Here is a 21,372-nt window from a genome sequence, read left to right on the forward strand (position 1 = left end):
GGGGATGCCGGATGATTAAGCGCGGTCGGCCTCGGCCGCAACGCTCCCGAGGAACGTGCGACTGCGCCAGCTCGTCAGCACGACGCTGAGCGAACTCATCGGCATCAGCACCGCGGCGATGAGCGGATCGAGGATGCCGAGCAGGGCGAGCGTGGCGCCCAGCAGGTTGTACGCAATGGAGAAGATGATGTTGTTGCGGATCACGAGCATCGTGCGATGCGCGCCCTCCACCAGTTCCACCAGCGGCCGGAGTCCGGGGCGCGACAGGTAGACATCAGCCGCGCTCATCGACGCCTCGGCGCCGCCGTGGACGCCTACGCCCACCGTGGCGGCGGCAATGGCCGCGGCGTCGTTGACGCCATCGCCCACCATGAGGACGGTGCAGCGCGTGCGCGCCTCTTCCACGCGACGCAGCTTGCCCTCCGGTGAGGCGCCACCGATCGCATCGGCGAGGTCGATGCCCAGGCGCTGCGCCATGTCGCGCACCACCGCCGGATGGTCACCGCTGAGCAGCGCCACGCGCCAGCCGAGGGCGCGCAGGCGATCGATGGACGCGCGCGCGTCGGCGCGCAGCGGATCGCCAAAGCCGGCCCGCGCCACGACGGTGCCGTCCACCGCCACCCAGACGGGCGTCAGCCCTTCCTCGGCGAACGCGTCGATGCGGACTTCGGGAGCGTCGGCGGGACCGCCGATGCGGTGCGCCACGAACGTCGGTGCGCCGACCACCACACGATGACCCGAAACCGTGCCCTCGATGCCGCCGCCAGCAGTTTGCGTGACGTCCTGCGCCTCGAGCAATTCCAGCACCGGCCAGGCTTGCTGCACGGCGATGGCGATCGGATGGCTGCTTTCGCGCTCCAGCGCGGCCACCAGCGGCTTCGCGCTCTCCGCCCCTTCCCATCGCACCAGGCGCACCCGTCCTTCGGTGACGGTCCCGGTCTTGTCGAGCAGGATCAGCCCGGGATGGTTCAGCGCCTCGATGGCATCGCCGCCCTTGATGAGGATGCCCGCGCTCGCCGCGCGGCCGATGCCGACGGTGATGGCGAGCGGCGTGGCGAGCCCCAGCGCACAGGGGCAGGTGACGACCAGCAGCGCGATGGCGTTGTCAAGCGCGCGCGCCGGGTCGGTTTGCATGCCGTACACGTAGGTCACCGCGGCGACGACGAGCACGGCCGCGACGAACCATCCGGCAATGCGATTGGCCAGCTGCACCACCGGCGCGCGGCGGCGCGCGCTCTCCTCCATGCGGCGCAGCAGCGCGCCGAGGCGGCTCATCTCGCCCGCCTGCGTCACCTTCACCAGCAGGCGGCCGGTGAGGTTGACGGTGCCCGCGTAGACGCGCGTGCCGACGTCCACCGGCTCCGGACGCGGCTCGCCGGTCAAAAGTGAACAGTCCGCGGCGGAGCGCCCGTCGGTGACGTCGCCGTCGGCGGCGAACGTCTCCCCGGCGCGCACGCTCATCACCATCCCCGGCAGCAGCGCCTCGACCGGCACGCGGTGCTCGCCCTGCTCATCGACGACGCGCGCCGCGTTCGGCGCGAGCGACCCGAGCAGCTCTGCCGCATCGGCCGCGGCGCGCTGTCCGCGGTTCTGCAGGAAGCGGCCGCTCAGCAGCAGGAAGACGAGCGTGCCGACCGCGTCGAAGTAGATGGGACCGCTGCCGTTGATCGTGTTCACCGCGCCGCGCGTGAAGCCGGCGAGCAGGGCGATGGCGATGGGCAGGTCAATGTGCAGGCGGCGCGTGCGCAGCGCGGCGAGCGCGCCCTGGAAGAAGAGCCAGCCGGGTCCGAAGAGCGACGGAATGGTCAGCGCCAGCGAGATGATGCGGAAATAGCGCTCGTACTCGGCTTCCATGCCGCTGAACCAGCCGCTGTACTGCGCGAGCGCGAGCAGCATGATGTTGCCGGCGAGCGCGCCCGCGATGCCGATGCGCGTGAGCATCGCGCGGTCTTCCTTGCGGCGCATCTCCTCGGCGGCGACGCCGCGATACGGATGCGGCGGATATCCCAGCACGTCGAGCTGCTGCGCAATGGCGGCGAGCGAGACAGCCGTGGGATCCCACTCGACATGCGCACGGGCCCGCCGGATGTCGAGTTCGGCACGGACGACGCCCGACAGCAGCAGCGGCACGCGTTCCACCAGCCAGACGCACGACGAGCAGTGCACGCCCTCGAGGTAGAGCTCCGTGCTGCAGAGGCCGCCGCGCAGCCGCTTCACGTAGAGCGACTGGAATGCCTCGTGGTCGAACTCCTCGTACTGCTTGCCCGTGGGCCGGACGGGTGCGTCGCGCTTCTCGCCGAACGCGTAGTACTGGCCCAGGCCGTGTTCGTGGAGGATGGCGTACGCCGTGCGGCACCCCGTGCAGCAGAACTGGCGTTCGGCACCGGTCTCGATCAGCCCCGCCGGGACATCGAGTCCGCAGTGGGCGCAGCTGATGAGTGCGGGTGCGGGAGCGCCGGCGCCGGCCTGCGCGTCAGGGACGGTGCTCATGCGGGCGCTGAGCGGTGTCGGGAGTGACGGCGGGTGCCGGTTGTGCCAGCGATGCCGGCACCATCCGGCGCGCGTGCATTGCGACCCTGGCCGGATCCCTCTGGATGCCGCCGCCGAGCGAGTAGAGCCCGATGGCCACGAGGACCATCGCGCTGAAGACCGGCAGCCGATCGCGCAGCGGGCCCGCGAGGCGACGAAGCCCGACACCGATGGCGAGCATCATCGGGAGCGTACCGATCCAGAAGGCCGTCATCACGAGCACCGCGTCACGCACCGTGCCCGTCGCCGCGGCGGTGATCACGAACGCGTAGAGCCAGCCACAGGGCAGCAGCGTGGTGAGCAATCCGACGGTCAGTGCTCGGGCGGTCGGCGCGAGCTCGCGCACGTCGCGCAAGCGCGCCGCCATCCACCGCTGCGCGCCGGCGAGCGGCGCCGGCGTCGGCACCTTCACGCCGCGGATGACCAGCAGCTGCACGACACCCCACGTGATCATCAGGATGCCGGCCAGCGTGGCGGCCGCGCGCGAGACGCCAACGCCAAGGCCCACCTGCTGGACGCCGGCCCCCACCGCGCCAGCGATGGCGCCGAGCAGCAAGTACGAGACGAGCCGGCCGCCGTTGTACGCGAGGTGCCCCCACGCGCTGGCGCGCGCATCGGCGCCGGCGTAGAAGCAGACGAAGGGCGTGCACATCCCGGCGCAGTGCACGGAACCGAGCAGGCTCGCGACGAGGACCGCGCCGACCAGCGTGATCATTGGCGTTCGGTCCCGAGGTCGAGCCGCTGCGACGCCACAAACCGATCGCCGCCGCGCACGACTTCGACATCGAAGTTCCACAGCCCGCCGCGGCGCACCGGCAGGGCGGCGACATACCGGTCGCCGGCCTCGATGGCCGTCGTGGTGAGCACGGCGTTGCTGCGGGCCACGGCATGCGCCGCGATGCGGACAATCGCGCCGCGCACCGGCTGGCCGGCGGTGTCCACCAGGGTCGCCGAGATCCTGGCGTCCGTCGCCGACGTGCGCACGGCGTCGAGCGTCACGCGCCAACCCAGCCGTTCACTGCGCCGTCGCAGCGCCTGGTCGGCGTCGAAGCGCACTGCCTTCTGGTAGTAATCGCTCTCGATGTGCACCGAGGGATCGTCGTTGGCGCGCACGGCGATGTAGATGTTGCCGAGGATGGTGAGCGCCAGCACCGTGGCGACGCCGATGGGCCACTGCATCCCGTTCTTCACTGGCGGTGCGCCCCGGAACGCTCCCTGTCGTCATGGTCCTGTTCGCGCATCGGACCCGCGAGCCGGTACTGGAACGTCCCGGCGTACTGCCCGCCGTCGCTGACGCGCACGGTGACCGTGCGAATGCCCTCGTCGAACGCGTCGGCCGGCAGCGTCACGAAGACGGGCATCGTCTCGGTGCGGCCGGGCTGCACGGGAAGCGGGCTCAGCGGGGCGATCACCTGCATCCGCTCGGCGCCGGTCACTTCGACCGCGTAGGCGTGCGCCACGCCGGTCCGGTTGGCGACGCGCACGCGCAGCTGGTTCACGATGCGGCCGTCCTGCTCCACTTCGAACGGCGCGCCCGCCGGGCCGAGCAGCGTGATGTCGGCGGCGTCCTTGTGCGTCAGCTGATACACGAACGCGCCGAAGACGAGGGCAAACGCGACGGGGTACAGCACCGTGCGCGTGCGCAGGAAGTGCTTGCCGTTGCCGGCCAGCGCCGCCCGCGAGGAGTAGCGAATCAGCCCGTCCGGCCGGCCGACCTTGCGCATGACGGCGTCGCAGGCGTCCATGCACTGGGTGCAGTGGATGCACTCCATCTGCAGGCCGTTGCGAATGTCGATGCCGGTGGGGCAGGTCGTGACGCACGCCTGGCAGTCCACGCAATCGCCCTTGCCGGTGCGGTCCTTGCCCTTGCCGCGCGGTTCGCCGCGGTTGTAGTCGTACGCGACGATCAGCGAGTCGTTGTCGAGCAGCGCCGACTGCCAGCGGCCGTACGGACAGGCCACCATGCACGTCTGCTCGCGGAAGTACACGAAGTCGAGCATCATCGCGATCGTCGTCATCGTGACGATGGTGAAGCCGACGGGATGGTCCTTGGGGCTGCCGAAGACCCAGTGCACCACCTGCTCCCAGCCCACGAAATACGCCAGGAACGTGTGCGCGAGGAACGAGCTGATCACCAGGTAGGCGGCGTGCTTGGCGAATCGCCGCGGATGGAACTTGCCGCGGTCGTTGTCGATAAGGGTCGAGCCGCGCGCGCCGCCCTCGAAGAACCGCTCGAGCGGGCGGTACACGAACTCCATGTAGACCGTCTGCGGGCAGGCCCAGCCGCACCAGACGCGCCCGGCCAGCGCCGACGCGAGAAAGATGCCGATGACGATGCTGATGGCGAGGAGCATCAGCAGCAGCGTGTCGGTCGGCAGGAACGTGGCGCCGAAGAAGGTGAACTCGCGGCGCTGCAAATCGAGCAGCATCGACGGCTTCCCGTTCATGTAGACGTGGGGAATGGCGATGTAGACGACGATCAGCAGCCACGCGACGACAATGCGGCGGGAGAACCAGGCGCCGGGCGACGGCTTGGGACGCAGCCAGCGGCGCGTGCCGTCTTCATTCAGGGTCGGGAGCACACGACCCGGAGCAACCGGGGCAACCATAATCGGGAGACTCTGCGTGAAGCTGGGGGGCGAGCGGGAACGAAGGAGCGCGGACGATCCGCGCCCCTCGTTCCGGGGGACTACGGCGCCTTCGGCGCCGCCGCAGCCGGCGCCGCTGCGGAATCGGACGGATACTTGGTGCCCTGCGGTTCCTTGGGGTTGGCGGGGTTGGTGCCGTGCAGCGTCTGCACGTACGCCACCGCGCCTTCAATCTGGTCGGGTTTCAGCACCTTGCCCCAGTTCGGCATGCCCTTGGCGAGCACGCCCTCGTTCACCGTCTTGTAGATGTCGGTCGGCTTGCCGCCGTGAATCCAGAAATCGTCGGTGAGGTTGGGGCCGATCATGCCGCCGCCATCCGGGCGGTGGCAGGCGGCGCAGTAGCTCGTGAACACCACCTTGCCGGCTTCCACCTTGGCCGGATCCTTGGCGAACGCGAGGAGCTGCTCGTCGGTGTAGGTGCCGCCCGTCTTCGGGTGCGCGGCGTTGAATGCCGCCATCTGCTCCTCGTACGACTTCACCTTGCCCGGCCCGACGCCAATGCCCATCGGGTCCCACAGGTAGATCGGCACGACGAGGATGGTCGCGTAGAAGATCCACTTCCACCACGTGGGGAGCGGGTTGTCGAACTCCTGGATGCCGTCGTAGGCGTGCTCGAGCAGCTTGTCGTTGTCGTTGTCAGCCATATGCGCTCCGGTGCGCGGCGCGAGGTCAGCGCGGCGTCTGAGGATGTTCGTCGTCGAGTGGCATCCGGCTGGCCGCGTCGTACGTCCGCTTCCGGCCGGGGGCGAAGATGGCAAGCACGATGACCACGAACGCCGCGAGAAACAGCACCATCGCCACCTCGGCGTAACCCGAGAGGTTCGCGGCGCCCATGATATCGGAGAGCCGCATCAGCGGCTCCCCGCCGGACCGGCCGGGGCGGTCGCTGCCGTCGGTGCCGCGGCGGCCGGCGCGGCCTGCTGCGCCGTTCCCGCCGTCGCGTTCTTCAGGTCGCGTCCCAGGCGCTGCAAATACGCCGTCAGCGCCACGATCTCCTTGTCCGCGAGCCCCTTCGGGCCGCCTGCCGCCTCGATCGAGGCCGCCAGCTGCTCGGCCTGCGCCTTGGCCATGGCCGGCGCGGTGTTCACCGCGTCGCCGTACGGCACGCCGATCATCGCCATCGCATCCACGGACTTCTGGATGGCCGGGAAGTCGATGACGTTGGTCTCGAGGTGCGGATACGCCGGCATGATCGACTTCTGCGTCACCTCGCGCGGATTCTTCATGTGCCGCACGTGCCACAGGTCCGGATACTTGCCGCCCTCGCGCGCGAGATCCGGCCCGATGCGGCGCGAGCCCCACAGGAACGGATGCTCGTACACCGACTCGCCGGGCTTGGAGTAGTCGCCGTAGCGCTCGGTCTCGTACGTGAGCGGGCGCACCATCTGCGAATGGCAGTTGAAGCAGCCCTCGCGCTGATAGATGTTGCGGCCGGCAAGCTCGAGCGGGGTGTACGGCTTGACGCTCGCGATCGTCGGCACGTTCGACTTGATGAGGAACGTGGGAATGATCTCGAAGAGCGACGCCACGATCACGGCGACCGCCGTCATCACCGAGAAGAAGAGCGGCATGCCTTCCCAGCGGCGGTGCCAGCCCATGTGCGTGAAGCGCGCCCAGAGGCCGCCGGCTTCCGGCGCGTGATCGTCCACGTACACGGGATTAAGCGGCGCCGCCTGCACCACCGGCACCTCGTACGCGGCCGGACGCGCCGCCCACGTCTTGTACAGGTTGTACAGCGCGAGCAGCATGCCGGTGATGTAGAGCGTGCCGCCCACCACGCGCACCCAGTACATCGGGATGAGCCGTATGACCGTCTCGACGAAATCGGGGTACTGCAGGCGCCCCGTCTCGTCGAAGGCGCGCCACATCAGCCCCTGCGTGGCGCCCGCCGAGTAGATGGCGACGACATACAGCAGGATGCCGAAGGTGGCGAGCCAGAAGTGCAGGTTGACCAGCTTCTTGCTGTAGATCTCCGTCTGGAAGAGGCGCGGCGCGAGCCAGTACACCATGCCGAACGTCAGGAAGCCGTTCCAGCCGAGCGCGCCCGTGTGCACGTGGGCGATGATCCAGTCGGTGTAGTGCGCGAGCGCGTTCACGCTCTTGATCGAGAGCATCGGGCCCTCGAACGTGGACATGCCGTACGCCGTCACGGCGACGACAAAGAACTTGAGGATCGGATCCTCGGTCACCTTGTGCCAGGCGCCGCGCAGCGTGAGCAGGCCGTTGACCATGCCGCCCCAGCTGGGCATCCACAGCATCACCGAGAAGAGCATGCCAAGCGTCGACGCCCAGTCGGGGAGCGCCGTGTAGTGCAGGTGGTGCGGGCCAGCCCAGATGTAGAGGAAGACCAGCGACCAGAAGTGGAGGATCGACAGCCGGTAGCTGAAGACGGGGCGGTCGGCCGCCTTCGGCATGAAGTAGTACATCAGGCCCAGGAACGGCGTCGTCAGGAAGAAGGCGACGGCGTTGTGCCCGTACCACCACTGCATGAAGGCGTCCTGCACCCCGGCGTAGATGCTGTAGCTCTTGAACGGTCCCGCCGGGACCGAGAGGTTGTTGAAGATGTGGAGCAGCGCCACCGTGATGATCGACGCGATGTAGAACCAGATGGCGACGTAGATGTGGCGCTCGCGACGCTTGGTGAGCGTCACGAAATAGTTGACGGCGAACGCCACCCAGACCACCGCAATGGCGATGTCGATGGGCCACTCGAGCTCGGCGTATTCCTTGGACTGCGTCAGGCCGAGCGGCAATGTGATGGCCGCCGCGACGATGATCGCCTGCCAACCCCAGAAGTGGAACTTGCTGAGGGCGTCGCTCCACATGCGCGTCTTGAGCAGGCGCTGCGTGGAGTAATAGGCGCCGCAGAAGAACGCGTTCCCCGCGAAGGCGAAGATGACGGCGTTCGTGTGCAGCGGACGCAGCCGCCCGAAGGTGAGGTACGGCGCGGCGTTGAAGCCCGGCCACGGCAACTGTATGGCGATGATCAGGCCGATCAGGAAGCCGACCAGACCCCAGATCATCGCGGCCCACAGGAACTTCCGTACGATGTCGTCGTCGTACGAGAACGAGTCGAGGCGAGCGTTCATCGCTGCTCCGAAAGGGTGGGGGAGACGCGCGCGCTCGCTGTCGTTTGGAGGCGCGCCTTGCAAGCGACAACTATCTATAGAGGGGCCGGAGGCGGCAATCAGCGCAGTCCCCGCACGATGTAGGGGATCAGCTGACGAGATGTGCGGGGTTGGGGCAGTTCGCCCTTCGGGCGGGGAACGGGCACGGGCACGGAAGCCGTTTGACGTGCCCTCTCCTGGCGTCGGCTCCTACTCCGCCGAGGCCCGCAACGCGTTGAGGATCACCGCCACGTCGATCGCCTCCTGCAGCATCGCACCGGTGGTCGGCGAGAAGTACCCGAGCGTGGCGAAGATCATCGCGAGCCCGCTGAGCCCGAGGCCAACCACGATGCTCTGCCGCGCGATGGCCACCGAACGGCGGCCGATGCGCACCGCGTCGGCGACGCGCGTGATGTCGTCGCACAGGATCACCGCGTCGGCCGCCTCGGCCGCGATGCCGCCGCCGTGGGCGGCCAGGGCGATCCCCGCCGTCGCCGCGCTGAGGGCGGGGGCGTCGTTGGTCCCGTCGCCGACCATCACCACATGCCGGCCCTGCCGCATCAGCTCGCGCACCGCCTCGACCTTCTCCTGCGGCAGCAGGTCGCCGCGGGCGTCATCGATGCCGACGGCGCGGGCGATGCCCTCCACGTTCGCCTGATGGTCGCCGGAGAGCAGCACGAGATGCCTGAGGCCGAGGTGCCGGAGCTGTTCGAAGAAGCCGTGCAGGCCATCGCGCGCATGATCGGCATACTCGATGGCGCCGGCGATCCGGCCATCCACGGCGACGACGCCGCGAAGCCCGGCTCCGCGCGCCGTGGCGATCGCCTCGCGCTCGTCCGGGAAGAGCGAGGTCAGCCAGGCGGCCGCGCCCACCGCCACGTCGCGTCCCTCCACCGAGCCGCGCATGCCCATGCCCGGCGCGTCTACCACGTTCGATGGCGCCGGGGGCCTGATGCCCCGGTGCATCGCCGCGTCCACCGTGCTGCGTGCCAGATGATGCCCCGATCCCATCTCCACCGCGGCGGCGAGCCGCAGCACGTCGTCTGGCGTCCAGTCGCCGAGCGTGTCCACCGCCACCACCTCGGGACGGCCGATGGTCAGCGTGCCGGTCTTGTCGAAGACGGCGGTGTCCACGCTCGCAAGGCGCTCGAGCGCGCCGCCGCTGCGCACGATCACCTGATGGCGCGCCGCGCGGTTGATGCCGCCGATGATCGCGACGGGCGTGGCGAGGAGAAGCGGGCAGGGCGTGGCAACCACCAGCACGGCGAGCACGCGCAGCGGGTCGTGCGTGAGGAACCAGGCCACGGTGCAGACGAGGATGGTGGCCGGCGTGAACCAGACGGCGTAGCGGTCGGCGAGCCGCTGGATGGGCGACTTCTCCGCCTGCGCGGTGCGCACCAGCTCCACGATCCGCGCATATAGCGACTCGCTGGCCGGACGCGTGGCCCGCACGACGATCGCGCCCTCGAGGTTGACGGCGCCCGAGCGGACGTCGCTCCCGGCCTGCACCAGGTCGGGGGGCGCTTCACCCGTCAGGCGCGAGACGTCGAGGTGCGACCGACCGCTGACGACGACGCCGTCGGCGGGGAGCATCTCCCCCGGGCGCACGAGCAGCCGGTCGCCGACTACGATGTCCGACGCCGCGATGTCGTCGAAGTGTCCGTCGTCGCGCTCGCGATGCGCCGCGCGCGGTGCGGCCTCCTCCAGCGCGCGCACCGCGTTGGAGGCACGCCCCTCGGCGTAGCGTTCGAGCCACTCCCCGCCGGTCTGCATGAGCACGATCACCAGGCCGGCGATCGGCTGGCCCAGCGCGACGGCGCCGAGGATCGACAGGGTGGCGGCGACATCGGCGGCGAAGTTCCCGCGCAGCAAACCGCGCACCGTGCGAACCACCACGGGGAGGCCGGCGAAGACCAGCACCAGCATCCAGCCACGCCAGACCCACGGGTTGCCGGGGTCGGCCCAGCGAACAGCTCCACCAATGATGAGGGCCGCGACCGCCGCCGCGGGGAGCCAGGTGGCGCCGCGTGTCAGCGAAAGCGCCCCCACGCCAGAGGAAGCGGGGGGGCGCTCGACCTGCGTCATGACAGCTCCTACCTGGTGGCTTCAGCGGCGGCCTTGGTGTGCGCGCCGAACTTCATGTTGGTCAGCTTGACGATCGTGAAGCAGATGACAATCAGGGCCACGGCCCCGACGATGAGTCCGGCGAAGGCCGCCTTCCGGTCCTCGGCGTGATAGTTGCTCGCGCTCATGGGTGTCCTCGCAAAGTGGGGGGCGGACGTCGGGCTACGCGACGCGCACCTTGGTCATGACATCGTTCTGCTTGATCTTCTTCATCACGTCGAGGCCGCTGGTGATCTGGCCGAAGACGGTATGCACGCCGTTCAGGTGACGCGTGTTCGCCTCGCTGAGCACCATGAAGAACTGGCTGCCCCCGGTATCCTTGCCGGCGTGCGCCATGGAGAGCGCGCCGACGCTGTGCTTGTGCGGATTGCCCGCCGTCTCGCACTTGATGGTCCACCCCGGGCCGCCGGTGCCGACGCGCGGATGGCCGTTGGGGAGGTCCTTCGACAGCGGATCGCCGCCCTGCACGACGAAGTCGGGGATGACGCGATGGAACTTCACGCCGTCATAGAACCCGTCATTGGCGAGTTTCTCGAAATTCGCGACCGTCAGGGGCGCGGCGTCATCGTAAAGATCGGCGACGATCGTGCCGACGTTGGTTTCGAAAGTGGCGGTCTTCATGAGGCAAGCTCGAGAAAAGAAACAGAGAGACAACAGAGAGAAAACAGAGAGACAACAGAAAACGGGGGCGAGTCGTACGGCGGCTTCGCTCTCTTGAAAGCTAAACGGGCGGGTGGGGGTGGGCTACGTGGCTTCTGACGGCGGGGGACCGTCGGGCACGCGGTGGTGCATCAGGGAGCGGTCCTGGCGGGCGGCTTGGCCGCGGGTCTCGCGGCCGGTTTCGTCGTCGTGGGGCGGCGCACCGCGGGTGCTGGCTGGGGACGCTGGCCGGGGGAGGCGGTGAAGACCCAGAGTCCCGCCACGCGGCAGCCGTTCTTGTACGCCGGCGTGAAGTTCCACTTGGGAATGGCCGCCTTCAAGTTGTCGGCCAGCCATTTGTGGCTGGTTTCGACCACGGTGAAGGTGCTCATATCGGCCTTGCCGACCGTATCGACGACCACCGACACCTTCACCTTGGTCGTCCCATCGCGCCTGATGACACCCGGCGGATAGCCGTTGCGCGGCCGCGCCAGCGGCGGCGGATCGTACTTCACGACGTCCGGCGCGCGGTCCACCTCGAGGCTCGGCGCCTTGGCGGCCTCAGCCTGCACGAGGTAGCAGAGGTCGCTATTGGCCAGTGCCACGGAATCGGGCGTGGGAGAGAGCGGCAGGGCGGTCTTGGCCCGGGAACAGGCCGTCAGCAGGACGGCGGCCGCGAGAGCGAGCGAGAGGCGAGACGTCACAGAATCGGGGTTGAAGGGGCGGGTCAGGTGGCCGAGGGGCAGATGTCGGCAAGCGTGCACTCGGCGCAGCGCGGCTTGCGCGCGTCGCAGACGCGCCGACCGTGCCAGATGAGCAGGTGCGACAGACGGGCCCAGCCGTCGTGCTCGAACAGCGGCATGAGCGCCTGCTCGATGCGCACGGGGTCGGTCTCCGCGGTGAGGCCCAGGCGAGCGGCAAGGCGCGCCACGTGGGTGTCGACGACGATGCCTTCGTTGCGCGCGAAGGCATTCCCCAGGAGCACATTGGCGGTCTTTCGCCCGACGCCCGGCAAGGCGGTGAGCGCATCCATCTCGGCGGGGACCGCGCCGGCATGCGCTTCTACAAGCGCCCGGGCCATGCCGATGAGCGACTTCGCCTTGCTGCGGAAGAAGCCCGTGCTCTTGATCACCATCTCGACGTCGTCCGGCGAGGCGGCTGCGAGCGCCGCGGCATTCGGCCAGCGCCGGAACAGGTCCGGAGTCACCAGGTTGACACGCTTGTCGGTGCACTGCGCCGACAGGATGGTGGCGCACAGCAGCTCGAAGGGCGACTGGAAATCGAGCTCGCAGTGCGCGTCGGGATAGAGCACGACGAGCCGGCGCTCGATCTCGCGGGCATGCGCCGCGAGCGCGGCGCGGGACCGGCGTCTGGTGGAGGGTTTCTTCATCAACTCTCAAAAATAAACCCCGGCGGAAGCCGCCGGGGTCCGCGAAACGGGGGGCGCCTATTCCTCGATGCCCGCGTGAATGGCGAGACGGTCGATCAGGGCGTGCAGCTGCTTCTCGGTCAGGTCGATCTCCTGCGCGGCTCCCTCGACGTCGAGCAGGCCGGCCCGCATCGAGATGGCGACCTGGTTGAGGTAGCGGATCTTGGCGAGGATCTCATCGGTTGCCTTGCGCAGGCCGTGGTACCGCCGCTTCTCCGCGAGCGCCCGCTTGTGACGGCGCACCAGTTCATCGGGTGGAATGCGGCGCGCGAGGGTGAGCACCTCGTCCTTCGTCCGGCCAGGCAGGGCGCCCCGGTCGGGGAGGCCGAGGTCGTCCCACGACTCATCGGCGAACCAGAGGCGCCCGACGTACTCGATGCCGTCGTACGTGATGCGCACCGAGACCGTGTAGCGCTTGCCCTCGGTCTCGATGGTGGCGACGTACGGTTGGGAGATCTCGTCGTAGGCGCTCATGCGGTCAGTGGCCCGGCGGCGTTGGGCGGTCGAGGAAGCCCCGGATGGCGCGGAAGAGCGCCTCCGGTTGCTCAACATACGGCACGTGGCCGCAGTCATCCAGTATGACCAGCTCGGCCCGAAGGGCCTCGGCCACGGCGACCGACGACTCCAGCGGGATCGGATCCTGCCGTCCGTGAACGACGAGTGCCGGGCAGCGGACGTCGCGCAGCGCCGAGGTGAGGTCGAAATCGCCGAGTGAATCCCAGATGGACTGCTGCACGCGGCCGGTCACCCGGAAGGGGGTGAGCGCGCGGGCTCGGAGTGGATCGGCGAAATACCCCGCGACGCTCAGCTCGAAGGCGCGATGGCGATACGCCGCGGGGTCGGATTCCCGGAGGCCGGAAGCGGCGAGTTCATCGCGCAGCGCCTGGATGGCGGCGGACTGCTGGCGCGCCGCGAACTCGGCCTCGAAGCGGGCACGCCAGGCGCGCGAGACGGGCGCGGGATCGACGAGCACCAACCGGGACGGAGTCGGCGTCGCATGGCCGTGCGCGGCCTGCAGGCTGTAGAGGAGGGCGAGGAGGCCGCCCCACGAGTATCCGACCAGCGTCAGCGGGGTGAGCTCGAGTTCGCGCACGACGGCCTCGAGGTCACGCACCTGCGATTCCCAGGTGATCGTCGCGCGGTCGTCATCGTGGCGCGACCGGCCGCCGCCGCGCTGGTCGTAGAGCACGAGCTCGCGGTCCGCCGCGAGGTCCAGCATCTGCGGCAGCAGATAGTCGTGGTGTGCGCCAGGGCCGCCGTGCAGCACGAGCAGCCGCGCGCCGCCCGAGGGGCCGTGCGCGACCCAGTACAGCGGGACGGGAGTGCTGGCGGTGAAGCCGGACCAGGGCATGGCTACAACTTACGATATGGAATCCGGATCTACCCCCGCTTGCCCAGCGTCACCTTCAGGGTCACCTCGGCGCCCGCGCGCTTCACGACGATGTCCACGACGTCCCCCGGCTTGTACGCGCCCATCGCGTCGGTGTAGTCGTAGATGTTGTTGATCACCTTGTCGCCGAACTTGATGATGATGTCGCCGGCCTTCAGCCCGCCCTGCTCGGCGGGGCTTCCCGGGCGCACGCCGGAGAGCGGCATGCCCTTCACATCGCCGGCGCCCATGTCGGGCACGGTGCCCAGGTAGACGCCGGTCCCCGCGCGCGACGAGGGACGACTGGCGGCCGCGGTCTGCACCTTCTGGAAGGTGAGGCGCCCCGGACGGTCGGCCAGCGCGCGCACGACGCGCTCGGTGTAATCCGCCACGCGCACCATCCCGTCGATGTTGAGCTTCTCCGGCACGTCGGCGGCGGTGTGGTAGTCGTCGTGCAGGTCGGTGAAGAGGTGCAGCACGGGGAGGTCCTTGCGATAGAACGCGGCGTGATCGCTGGGCCCTTCGCCATCGCCGACCGCCGAGATGTTGAGCCTGGGCTCGACGTTGGCGCTGTCCACGATCCCCTTCATCTCCGTCGCCGTCATCACGCCGTAGACGATGAGCTTGTCGTTCTTCAGGCGGCCGACCATGTCGAGGTTGACCATGGCCTGCACCTTCTCCTTCGCGACGGGCAGGGTGTTGACGAACTGCGTGCTGCCGAAGAGGCCGAGCTCCTCGCCGGTGAAGTTGGCGATGAGGATCGAACGGTTCGCCGGCCGCTTGGCGAGCCGGCGGGCGACTTCCATGACGACGGCCGTGCCCGAGCCATTGTCGTCGGCGCCGTAGTGAATGACGTGTCCCTTCTCCGGATCGCGCGCGCTGGCGGAGTCACGCCCGATGTGATCGAAGTGCGCGCCCACGATCACGTACTCGTCGGCCTGCGGTCCCTTGCCCCGAACGATCGCGGCGACGTTCTGCGTCTTGAGCGACCGCGGCGGGGCGTTGCGCACCGGGACGCTCGCCGTGAACGGCAGCACGAAGCACTCGGCCCTGCCGGTGACGCCGCCCTTGGCGCAGGCCGGACGATCCGCCTGCGAGATGCTGGCCAGCCGCAGCGCATTGTATCGGCGCGCGATGAAGACGGCCGCGCTGTCATTGCCGGCCGTGCCGGTCCCGCGCCCTTCGAGCGCCGGGCTGGCAAGGAACGTGACATCCTCGCGCAGCTGGTCGGCGGGCGGCGTGCTCAGGAGCGCCGTCACCGGGGCGGTATGGTGGCAAGCGGCAAGCAGCAGGGCGGCGGCGCCAAGCAGGGCGCGGCGCGAGCGGTTTGAGGCGTGCATGACTGTGATGGGTGTTGAGGACGGGGGGAACCCGCGTATGTTAGGCGGGCGGGGGTTTGAAAGCCAGATAATCGCGCCCTTCTCGGCCATCCATGGACCGCCACGTCGAGTTCGCCACCCAGCTATCGCACCTGGTCGCGCTCTACGCACGCGATCCGATTGATCGCGCCGCCGAGAAGGCGGCGCTGCGCGCGGCACGCGGCGCCGCTAAGCACGGCGCCATCGAACTCTCCCTCGTCAACGGTGTGCTTCGCGCCGGCCCTCGCGACGTCGAGGATCCCCATCCCGACGTCGAGGCGCTGCAACTCCTGCTATCAGCGCTGGGCGTGTCAGCCATCAACGTTGCCCATCACGCGAAGCAGGAAGAAGTGAAGCGGCTCGCACAGCTCCTCGGCGCGGTGGCCGTGGGCAAGACCTCACCGCAGGCCTTTGCCGACGAGCTCGCCGCGCACCGATGGGAAGAGGTGACGGTCGAGCGCGTCGTCGCCGCCGAGTCGCCGCCAGCCGAGACGGCGGAGACTCTCGACGCCGCAGGCGCACCGACAGCCGCGAAGCCAGCCGACGAACAGGCGGTTGCCGAGCCACTGGACGCGGCACCCGCCGCGCGGCCCGAGGAATCGCCGGCCGAGGTGCTGGACGTCGTCGCCGCGGACGGCGTTGCGGAAGGCGTCGCGGAAGTCGTCGCGGAAGGCGCCGCGCCGGCCGCGGATGCGCCCTCGCGACCGCTGGCCGAGCGATTGCCCGAGGGCGTGGAACAGCTGGCTGGACCGGAGTACCGCGGACTGTTCGAGCGGCTCATCACCTCGAGCGAGCCGCTCACGCTGCGCCGCCTGCTCGAACCCGTGCAGTCCGCAATCGAACAGACGGCGCGGGGCGGGCAGGTGGCACTCTCGGCGCGGCTCGTGCTGTCGATGTTCGCGTGCGAGGCCTGCGCGGACGACTCGGAGATGCGCCGACAGTTCGTGGTGACGCTGCGTCGCCTGACCAAGCCGACCCTGACCCGCGCGTACGCGGTGCTGTATGCCGGCGCGCCGGAGGTCCGTTCCGAACTCGAGCAGGTGCTCGCCCGCTTCGGTGAGGATGGCGCCGAAGCGGTCGCCGACTGCATCGGCAGCGCCCCGACGCGTGCGGTGCGGGCGCTCTACCTGGAATTGATGAGCCGCCTGCCGGGCACGAAAGACGCGCTGGTCGCCATGCTGGACGATCAGCGCGAAATCGTGGTCGAGCGCGCGATCGGCCTGATGGTCGAGCTGCGTCATCCCGAGATGGAACGGGCGCTCGGCGACCAGCTTGGGGCGGAGCGCACACGGGTGCGTCAGGCGGCGGCGCGAGCGCTGGCGACCGCGAAGGACTCAAATTTCGCGGCCGATGCGCTGGTTCGCGCGGCGCAGGATGCCTCGCCCGAGGTGCGCCTTGCCGCCGCCGTGGCACTGCAGGGCCGTCGTGAGGAGCGGCTGGTCGCGTCCATTCTCCCGCTCGTCGATGCGGAAGAGGAGCTCGACGTGCAACTGGCGCTCGTGGCCGTGCTGGGCAAGATCGTGACGGCCGAGGGGGTGCAGAAGCTGATCGCACTCGCCAATCCAACCGATCGCATGCTGCGGCGGCGGCGCGCTCCGGTGCTCCGGCTGCACGCCATCGAGGCGCTGGGCGAAGCGCGCACGCCGGCGGCGATGGTCGCGCTGCAGAAGCTGCTCGAAGACAAGGAACAGGATGTGCGCGAGGCCGCGGCCCGGCTCTACACGCGTGCGCGCCGGCAGACCGCGGCCACGGGCATGGCCGCCGTGAGCGGCACCTGATCGTCGTCGGCGCGCTCGCCTTCACTCGGCGCCGGCGTGACCGTCCCCCTTTCATCCAGCCAACGAACCATGGATTCGACGCTGCTTGTGGTCATCGGTCTCGCGGCCGGCGTGCTCGCCGGGCTCTTTGGCATCGGCGGCGGCATCATCATCGTGCCGGCGCTGGTGTACATCGCGCGTCTTCCCCTGCAGACGGCCATCGGCACGTCCCTCGGTGCGCTGCTGCTGCCCGTCGGCGCGCTGGGCGCCTGGGCGTACTATCGCACGGGCCACCTGCAGTGGAAGGCGGCGGCGTGGGTCGCGCTGGGCCTGTTCTTCGGCGCCTGGCTCGGCGCCAAGGCCGCGCAGGCGATGCCCGACGTGTCGCTGCGGCGCCTCTTCTCGCTGGTGCTGGTGGGCGTGGCGGTGAAGATGTGGGTCGGGTGAGCGCCTATTCCGGCATCCGGACGACCGACAGGCTCATCGCGAAGACGAGCGCCCCAGGAAGCACGAACCGCCATTCGCCAGTGAGAAAGAGCATCACCCCGCCAAAGAGCGCCGCGAACTCCCCCACGGCCCACGCCACCACGGACAGTGAGCGCCGCATCGCGGGCTCCGCTTCGGCGAGTCTCAGCTTCAGCGCCATGATGACCGCCGCGGCGACGCCCACCGCGACGTACATCACCGTCGTGAGCGTCGCGAGCGAGGCGGCGGCCACCGACGCCGGCTGACCGCGCCCGCCGAGCATCCACGCCACCACGATGAACGTGGTGACGCCCACGGTCATGGCGAGCCGGATGAGGAAGAAGACCTTGGCCCCCGGCGAAGCGGAGGCCATCACGGGGCCGTCTCGTACACGCGCGTTCCGCCGACCCACGTCTGCAGCACCCTGGTGTGGAGGATGGTCTCGGCGGGACAGCGCATGATGTCCTGATCGAGCACGACGAAGTCCGCATACTTGCCCGGGGTGAGCGAGCCCAGGACCTTCTCCTGGAACGCCGCATACGCGGGCCAGATGGTCATCGACTTGAGGGCTTCATCGCGCGTCATGCGCTCGGCGGGATACCATCCCCCGGGTGGCCAGTCGCGGGCATCCTGCCGCGACACGGCCGCGTGGAACGAGATGAGCGGGTTGACCTGTTCGACGGGCGCGTCGCTGCCGTTGGGCACGACGACGCCGGTGTTGAGCAGCGAACGCCAGGCATATGCGCCCAGCAGTCGGCCGGCGCCGAGCCGCGCCTCGGCCCAGTACATGTCGCTCGTCTGGTGGCTCGACTGCATCGAGGGGATGACCCCGAGCGCGGCAAACCGCGGGATGTCGTCGAAGTTCAGAATCTGCGCGTGTTCCACCCGGAAGCGATGGTCCGCGGTGGGATTCGCCTTGAGCGCCGCCTCGTAGGCGTCGAGCACCAGGCGGTTGCCGCGGTCGCCGATGGCGTGCGTGTTCACCTGGAATCCTGCCTTCAGCGCGCGGGCTGCCACCTCCTGGATGTGCGCCGGCGCCGACACGAGCAGGCCGGTGTTCTTGGGGTCGTCGCGGTACGGTTCGAGCAGCGCGGCGCCGCGCGAGCCGAGGGCGCCATCGGCGTAGAGCTTGATGGAGCGCACCCAGAGCGTGCCGTTATAGCCGTCGGCCAGCGCACCGCGCTTGAACCAGGCGTCGATCGTCTGGGCGTTGTCGCTGATCATCGCGTTGACGCGGAACTTCAGCTGTCCGCTCTTGGCGAGTTCCTCGTACACGTCGAGTTCGGTGGCGCCGGCGCCGGCATCATGCCCGCCGGTGAGCCCCCACCGCTGGGCCTCCTTGACCGCGTCGAGAATGGATGTCTTGACGTCCTCGCGCGTCTGCCGTGGAATGGTGCGCCGCACGAGCCCCTGCGCATTGTCGACGAAGACGCCGGCCGGGGCACCGTTCGCATCCCGCTCGATGTGGCCCCCGGTCGGGTCCGGCGTCGCGGCCGTGACGCCGGCCGCCTGCAGCGCCTTGAGGTTCGCGAGTCCGGCGTGGCCGTCGACGCGCACGACGTAGACCGGATGATCAGGAACCGCCGCGGTCAGCTTGTCGTGCGTCGGGAAGCGCGTGTCGCCCCAGTCGTTCTGGTCCCATCCGCGTCCCAGCACCCATTGCCCCTTCGGCACTTGCCGGGCGCGCGCGGCGATGCGGGCGATGACCTCGTCATAGCTCGTCGTCCCGGTCAGGTCGACGATGTGCAGCGCGTCGCCGAGCCCGGCGATATGCAGGTGCGCATCCACCATGCCGGGAATGACGGTGCGGCCGCCGAGGTCCACCACCTTCGTCGCCGTGCCGCGCAGCGCCAGCGCGCCCGACGCGTTGCCCGCGAAGAGCACGCGGCCGCCGGCGACGGCGATGGCCTCCACCACCGGACGGGACGCATCCACGGTGTAGATGCGCGCGTTGGTGACGATGAGATCAGCAGCGGGTGTCGTGCCTTGCGCGAGCGCGATGCTGGCGCTGGCGAGGAACAGCAGGGAACGTGGGATCAAGCGGAGCATGATGCCGGTCCGGGAGAGAGGAGCGTCAATCCTTGCGGGTCGATGAAAGCCAGCGGCGGCGGAACATGAGCTGCGCCGCGGTCGGCGCCTGCCCGGCCGACTCGCCGGGCACGAACTCGTGATGCGGATTCTCCATCAGCGTGAGCACGGTCTCGTGCGTCCCGTCGCGGCCGAAGAAGACCAGGGGAATGCGATCGCCGGGGCGGTGCGCGGCGACAATGGAGTCCACCTGCTCGGGCTGTGTGAGTGGCGCCCCGCCGAGCTGGACCAGCCGGTCGCCGAGTTCGACGCCTGCGGCGTAGAGCGGCGTGCCCTGCAGGACGGGGGTGGCCACCGACAGTCGCGGACCATCCGCAATGACGCGTGAATCACCGAGCCAGGCGGCGCCGGGATGTGTGCGTCGCACGACGACACCGGCGTGCGCGGCCAGCGCCGCGTAGTCGGGCACGTCGTGCCCGAGTACGAAGCGCGCAAAGAAGTCGTTCGCCCACGCGGTGTCGCCGGCAACGCGCCCGAGCACGCGGCGCGCGTCGTCGAGCCGATATGGCTTGGCGGGCGCATAGCCCGCCTGGGCGCGCCCGTACTCGGCCCACATGGCGCGCATGAACGTGTCGAGCGACAGCGTGTCGTGGCGCGTGCGCAGCGCCAGGTCGAGGCCGAGGGCGATGGCGGAGCCCCAGCTGTAGTACGAGATGAACGTGTTGGCCTTGTTCTGTGGATCCACGGAGACGGCGGCATCCACCAACGGCGCCTGCAGGCTCATCTCCGCGGCGCTGAACCAGCGGCGTCCTGGCGCCGTCGTCACGCCGTCCGCGTTGGCGCCGGCCGACTGGATGAACGCCGCCGCCGGCGTGAGCCCCGCGCGCGCCATGATCAGCTCACCGTAATACGACGTGAAGCCCTCGGCGAGCCAGAGTTCCGGCGAGGGATTGGCCTCGGAAAAGTCGAAGGGCTCGAGCGACTTCGGCCGCAGGCGTTCGACATTCCAGGCGTGGAAGAACTCGTGCGAGACAGTTTCGAGCAGGCCTGTCAGGCGGGAGGCCAGCGTGGCGCTCGATGTCAGCGACGTCGAGTTGCGATGCTCCATCCCGTCGCCGGAAGCCCACGGCAGATAGGCGGCCAGGAAGGTGTACTGGCGGAAATCGAACGCCGGCAGTTCGCCCCAGACAGTCGCCGCCTCGCCCACGATGCGCTGCGCGCCGTCGGCAAAGGCGTCCACCTGCGCGTCGCTCCCCTGATGCGCCAGCGCGATACGGAACTGCGCGGTGCGCCCGCCCGATGCGACCGTCCACGACCGGAAGACGAGCGGTCCCAGCATGGTGGGGCTGTCCATGAGGTACTGCAGGTGCGGCGCGGTGAACGTGAGCGAATCGGCGGTCGGCGCGAGCTGGGTGGCGATGCGCCAGCCCGGCAGCGGGTGAAACGTGACCTGAATGGGGCGCGCCTCGAAGCCGCGCGCCCACATGAAGGCCGCGGGCATGTTCAGGTGCGCGTGCGACGTCGAGATGCCGGCGTAGGTGCCGTCCACCCGGTCGCCGAAGAGCGTGTAGCTCACGCGCACGGTGCCGCCGCCGGTGGTCACGTTCCACTGGTGGGGATTCGGCTGCGTGACACGAAGGTCCTTGCCGGTGCCGTCGGCGGCGCGCACGCCGTAGACGTTCTTGGCGAACTCATGCAGCGCGTAGCGACCGGGTGAACTGCGGCTCATGCGCAGCACCAGCGTGCCGGCCGGCACCGCGCGAAACTCGACGGTGACGGATGCCTCGTGATGCACCGCGTTCGGGAAGGCGACGTCGTACCGCACGGGCGCCGGTTGCTGGGCGGCGATCAGTGCGGGTGCGAGGAGTGCGACGGCGATGGCGAAGGAGCGCATAGACCGGGGAGCGGTGGCACGAGCG

Annotated in this window: 20 protein-coding genes; 2 read left to right on the forward strand and 18 right to left on the reverse strand. The window is 69.4% G+C overall.

What is annotated here, in order from left to right; all coding sequences use genetic code 11:
* Positions 1-15: 15 nt before the first annotated feature.
* The 15 genes from VGJ96_14955 to VGJ96_15025 all read right to left on the reverse strand — a co-directional run bounded on the left by VGJ96_14955 (position 16) and on the right by VGJ96_15025 (position 15,185).
* Positions 16-2,490, reverse strand: coding sequence for a heavy metal translocating P-type ATPase (locus VGJ96_14955; protein HEY3288418.1), 2,475 nt, complete (start codon positions 2,488-2,490; stop codon positions 16-18).
* Positions 2,474-3,244, reverse strand: coding sequence for a sulfite exporter TauE/SafE family protein (locus VGJ96_14960; GenBank protein HEY3288419.1), 771 nt, complete (start codon positions 3,242-3,244; stop codon positions 2,474-2,476). Before VGJ96_14960 ends, VGJ96_14955 begins: the two co-directional genes overlap by 17 nt.
* Entirely contained in the window at positions 3,241-3,708 is a 468-nt protein-coding gene (locus VGJ96_14965; protein ID HEY3288420.1) for a FixH family protein, read from the reverse strand. Before VGJ96_14965 ends, VGJ96_14960 begins: the two co-directional genes overlap by 4 nt.
* An 8-nt stretch (positions 3,709-3,716) precedes the next feature.
* A complete protein-coding gene (gene ccoG / locus VGJ96_14970) occupies positions 3,717-5,111 on the reverse strand; it encodes a cytochrome c oxidase accessory protein CcoG (protein ID HEY3288421.1) in 1,395 nt (464 codons plus the stop codon).
* A 107-nt stretch (positions 5,112-5,218) separates the two neighbouring features.
* The gene (locus tag VGJ96_14975) at positions 5,219-5,821 is read right to left on the reverse strand and encodes a c-type cytochrome (GenBank protein ID HEY3288422.1); all 603 of its coding nucleotides are present in this window, start codon (positions 5,819-5,821) and stop codon (positions 5,219-5,221) included.
* Between the two features lie 25 nt (positions 5,822-5,846).
* Entirely contained in the window at positions 5,847-6,029 is a 183-nt protein-coding gene (locus VGJ96_14980; GenBank protein ID HEY3288423.1) for a cbb3-type cytochrome c oxidase subunit 3, read from the reverse strand.
* The gene (gene ccoN / locus VGJ96_14985; protein HEY3288424.1) at positions 6,029-8,266 is read right to left on the reverse strand and encodes a cytochrome-c oxidase, cbb3-type subunit I; all 2,238 of its coding nucleotides are present in this window, start codon (positions 8,264-8,266) and stop codon (positions 6,029-6,031) included. The genes VGJ96_14980 and ccoN overlap by 1 nt, the downstream gene beginning before the upstream one ends.
* Positions 8,267-8,494: 228 nt before the next feature.
* Positions 8,495-10,369 (reverse strand): heavy metal translocating P-type ATPase, encoded by a 1,875-nt coding sequence (locus VGJ96_14990; GenBank protein HEY3288425.1) that lies wholly within the window; start codon positions 10,367-10,369, stop codon positions 8,495-8,497.
* A gap of 8 nt (positions 10,370-10,377) precedes the next feature.
* A complete protein-coding gene (locus VGJ96_14995; GenBank protein HEY3288426.1) occupies positions 10,378-10,536 on the reverse strand; it encodes a hypothetical protein in 159 nt (52 codons plus the stop codon).
* Positions 10,537-10,570: 34 nt separating this feature from the next.
* The gene (locus VGJ96_15000) at positions 10,571-11,029 is read right to left on the reverse strand and encodes a peptidylprolyl isomerase (protein ID HEY3288427.1); all 459 of its coding nucleotides are present in this window, start codon (positions 11,027-11,029) and stop codon (positions 10,571-10,573) included.
* Positions 11,030-11,199: 170 nt separating this feature from the next.
* Complete coding sequence (locus VGJ96_15005) at positions 11,200-11,751, reverse strand: hypothetical protein (protein HEY3288428.1); 552 nt, start codon at positions 11,749-11,751, stop codon at positions 11,200-11,202.
* 23 nt (positions 11,752-11,774) lie between these two features.
* Positions 11,775-12,437: an endonuclease III gene (gene nth, locus VGJ96_15010; GenBank protein HEY3288429.1), complete on the reverse strand. Its 663-nt coding sequence runs from the start codon at positions 12,435-12,437 to the stop codon at positions 11,775-11,777.
* A gap of 57 nt (positions 12,438-12,494) precedes the next feature.
* Positions 12,495-12,950, reverse strand: a complete 456-nt coding sequence (locus VGJ96_15015) for a hypothetical protein (protein ID HEY3288430.1) — start codon at positions 12,948-12,950, stop codon at positions 12,495-12,497.
* 4 nt (positions 12,951-12,954) lie between these two features.
* On the reverse strand, positions 12,955-13,827 hold the full coding sequence (locus VGJ96_15020) for an alpha/beta fold hydrolase (GenBank protein HEY3288431.1): 873 nt from the start codon (positions 13,825-13,827) through the stop codon (positions 12,955-12,957).
* Positions 13,828-13,856: 29 nt separating this feature from the next.
* Positions 13,857-15,185, reverse strand: coding sequence for a M28 family peptidase (locus VGJ96_15025; protein HEY3288432.1), 1,329 nt, complete (start codon positions 15,183-15,185; stop codon positions 13,857-13,859).
* Positions 15,186-15,277: 92 nt separating this feature from the next.
* Between VGJ96_15025 and VGJ96_15030 the strand changes: the two genes are divergently transcribed.
* A complete protein-coding gene (locus VGJ96_15030) occupies positions 15,278-16,981 on the forward strand; it encodes a HEAT repeat domain-containing protein (protein HEY3288433.1) in 1,704 nt (567 codons plus the stop codon).
* Between the two features lie 69 nt (positions 16,982-17,050).
* On the forward strand, positions 17,051-17,407 hold the full coding sequence (locus VGJ96_15035; GenBank protein HEY3288434.1) for a sulfite exporter TauE/SafE family protein: 357 nt from the start codon (positions 17,051-17,053) through the stop codon (positions 17,405-17,407).
* A gap of 4 nt (positions 17,408-17,411) precedes the next feature.
* On the opposite strand, the gene VGJ96_15040 is transcribed toward VGJ96_15035, so the two are convergent.
* From VGJ96_15040 to VGJ96_15050, 3 genes are read right to left on the reverse strand one after another with little or no spacing between them, the layout of a single operon-like run.
* A complete protein-coding gene (locus VGJ96_15040; protein HEY3288435.1) occupies positions 17,412-17,798 on the reverse strand; it encodes a hypothetical protein in 387 nt (128 codons plus the stop codon).
* Complete coding sequence (locus tag VGJ96_15045) at positions 17,798-19,474, reverse strand: amidohydrolase (protein HEY3288436.1); 1,677 nt, start codon at positions 19,472-19,474, stop codon at positions 17,798-17,800. The genes VGJ96_15040 and VGJ96_15045 overlap by 1 nt, the downstream gene beginning before the upstream one ends.
* Before the next feature lie 25 nt (positions 19,475-19,499).
* Positions 19,500-21,347, reverse strand: coding sequence for a hypothetical protein (locus VGJ96_15050; GenBank protein ID HEY3288437.1), 1,848 nt, complete (start codon positions 21,345-21,347; stop codon positions 19,500-19,502).
* Between the last annotated feature and the right edge of the window lie 25 nt (positions 21,348-21,372).

The organism is Gemmatimonadaceae bacterium (assembly GCA_036504815.1).
Classification (GTDB): domain Bacteria; phylum Gemmatimonadota; class Gemmatimonadetes; order Gemmatimonadales; family Gemmatimonadaceae; genus PNKL01.

What these genes read in the sequence shown, in the direction of transcription:
- VGJ96_14955 (HEY3288418.1), bottom strand. Translation starts at nt 2,490, where the DNA reads ATGAGCACCGTCCCTGACGCGCAGGCCGGCGCCGGCGCTCCCGCACCC.
- VGJ96_14960 (HEY3288419.1), bottom strand. Translation starts at nt 3,244, where the DNA reads ATGATCACGCTGGTCGGCGCGGTCCTCGTCGCGAGCCTGCTCGGTTCC.
- VGJ96_14965 (HEY3288420.1), bottom strand. Translation starts at nt 3,708, where the DNA reads ATGCAGTGGCCCATCGGCGTCGCCACGGTGCTGGCGCTCACCATCCTC.
- VGJ96_14975 (HEY3288422.1), bottom strand. Translation starts at nt 5,821, where the DNA reads ATGGCTGACAACGACAACGACAAGCTGCTCGAGCACGCCTACGACGGC.
- VGJ96_14980 (HEY3288423.1), bottom strand. Translation starts at nt 6,029, where the DNA reads ATGCGGCTCTCCGATATCATGGGCGCCGCGAACCTCTCGGGTTACGCC.
- ccoN (HEY3288424.1), bottom strand. Translation starts at nt 8,266, where the DNA reads ATGAACGCTCGCCTCGACTCGTTCTCGTACGACGACGACATCGTACGG.
- VGJ96_14990 (HEY3288425.1), bottom strand. Translation starts at nt 10,369, where the DNA reads ATGACGCAGGTCGAGCGCCCCCCCGCTTCCTCTGGCGTGGGGGCGCTT.
- VGJ96_14995 (HEY3288426.1), bottom strand. Translation starts at nt 10,536, where the DNA reads ATGAGCGCGAGCAACTATCACGCCGAGGACCGGAAGGCGGCCTTCGCC.
- VGJ96_15000 (HEY3288427.1), bottom strand. Translation starts at nt 11,029, where the DNA reads ATGAAGACCGCCACTTTCGAAACCAACGTCGGCACGATCGTCGCCGAT.
- nth (HEY3288429.1), bottom strand. Translation starts at nt 12,437, where the DNA reads ATGAAGAAACCCTCCACCAGACGCCGGTCCCGCGCCGCGCTCGCGGCG.
- VGJ96_15015 (HEY3288430.1), bottom strand. Translation starts at nt 12,950, where the DNA reads ATGAGCGCCTACGACGAGATCTCCCAACCGTACGTCGCCACCATCGAG.
- VGJ96_15020 (HEY3288431.1), bottom strand. Translation starts at nt 13,827, where the DNA reads ATGCCCTGGTCCGGCTTCACCGCCAGCACTCCCGTCCCGCTGTACTGG.
- VGJ96_15025 (HEY3288432.1), bottom strand. Translation starts at nt 15,185, where the DNA reads ATGCACGCCTCAAACCGCTCGCGCCGCGCCCTGCTTGGCGCCGCCGCC.
- VGJ96_15030 (HEY3288433.1), top strand. Translation starts at nt 15,278, where the DNA reads ATGGACCGCCACGTCGAGTTCGCCACCCAGCTATCGCACCTGGTCGCG.
- VGJ96_15035 (HEY3288434.1), top strand. Translation starts at nt 17,051, where the DNA reads ATGGATTCGACGCTGCTTGTGGTCATCGGTCTCGCGGCCGGCGTGCTC.
- VGJ96_15040 (HEY3288435.1), bottom strand. Translation starts at nt 17,798, where the DNA reads ATGGCCTCCGCTTCGCCGGGGGCCAAGGTCTTCTTCCTCATCCGGCTC.
- VGJ96_15045 (HEY3288436.1), bottom strand. Translation starts at nt 19,474, where the DNA reads ATGCTCCGCTTGATCCCACGTTCCCTGCTGTTCCTCGCCAGCGCCAGC.
- VGJ96_15050 (HEY3288437.1), bottom strand. Translation starts at nt 21,347, where the DNA reads ATGCGCTCCTTCGCCATCGCCGTCGCACTCCTCGCACCCGCACTGATC.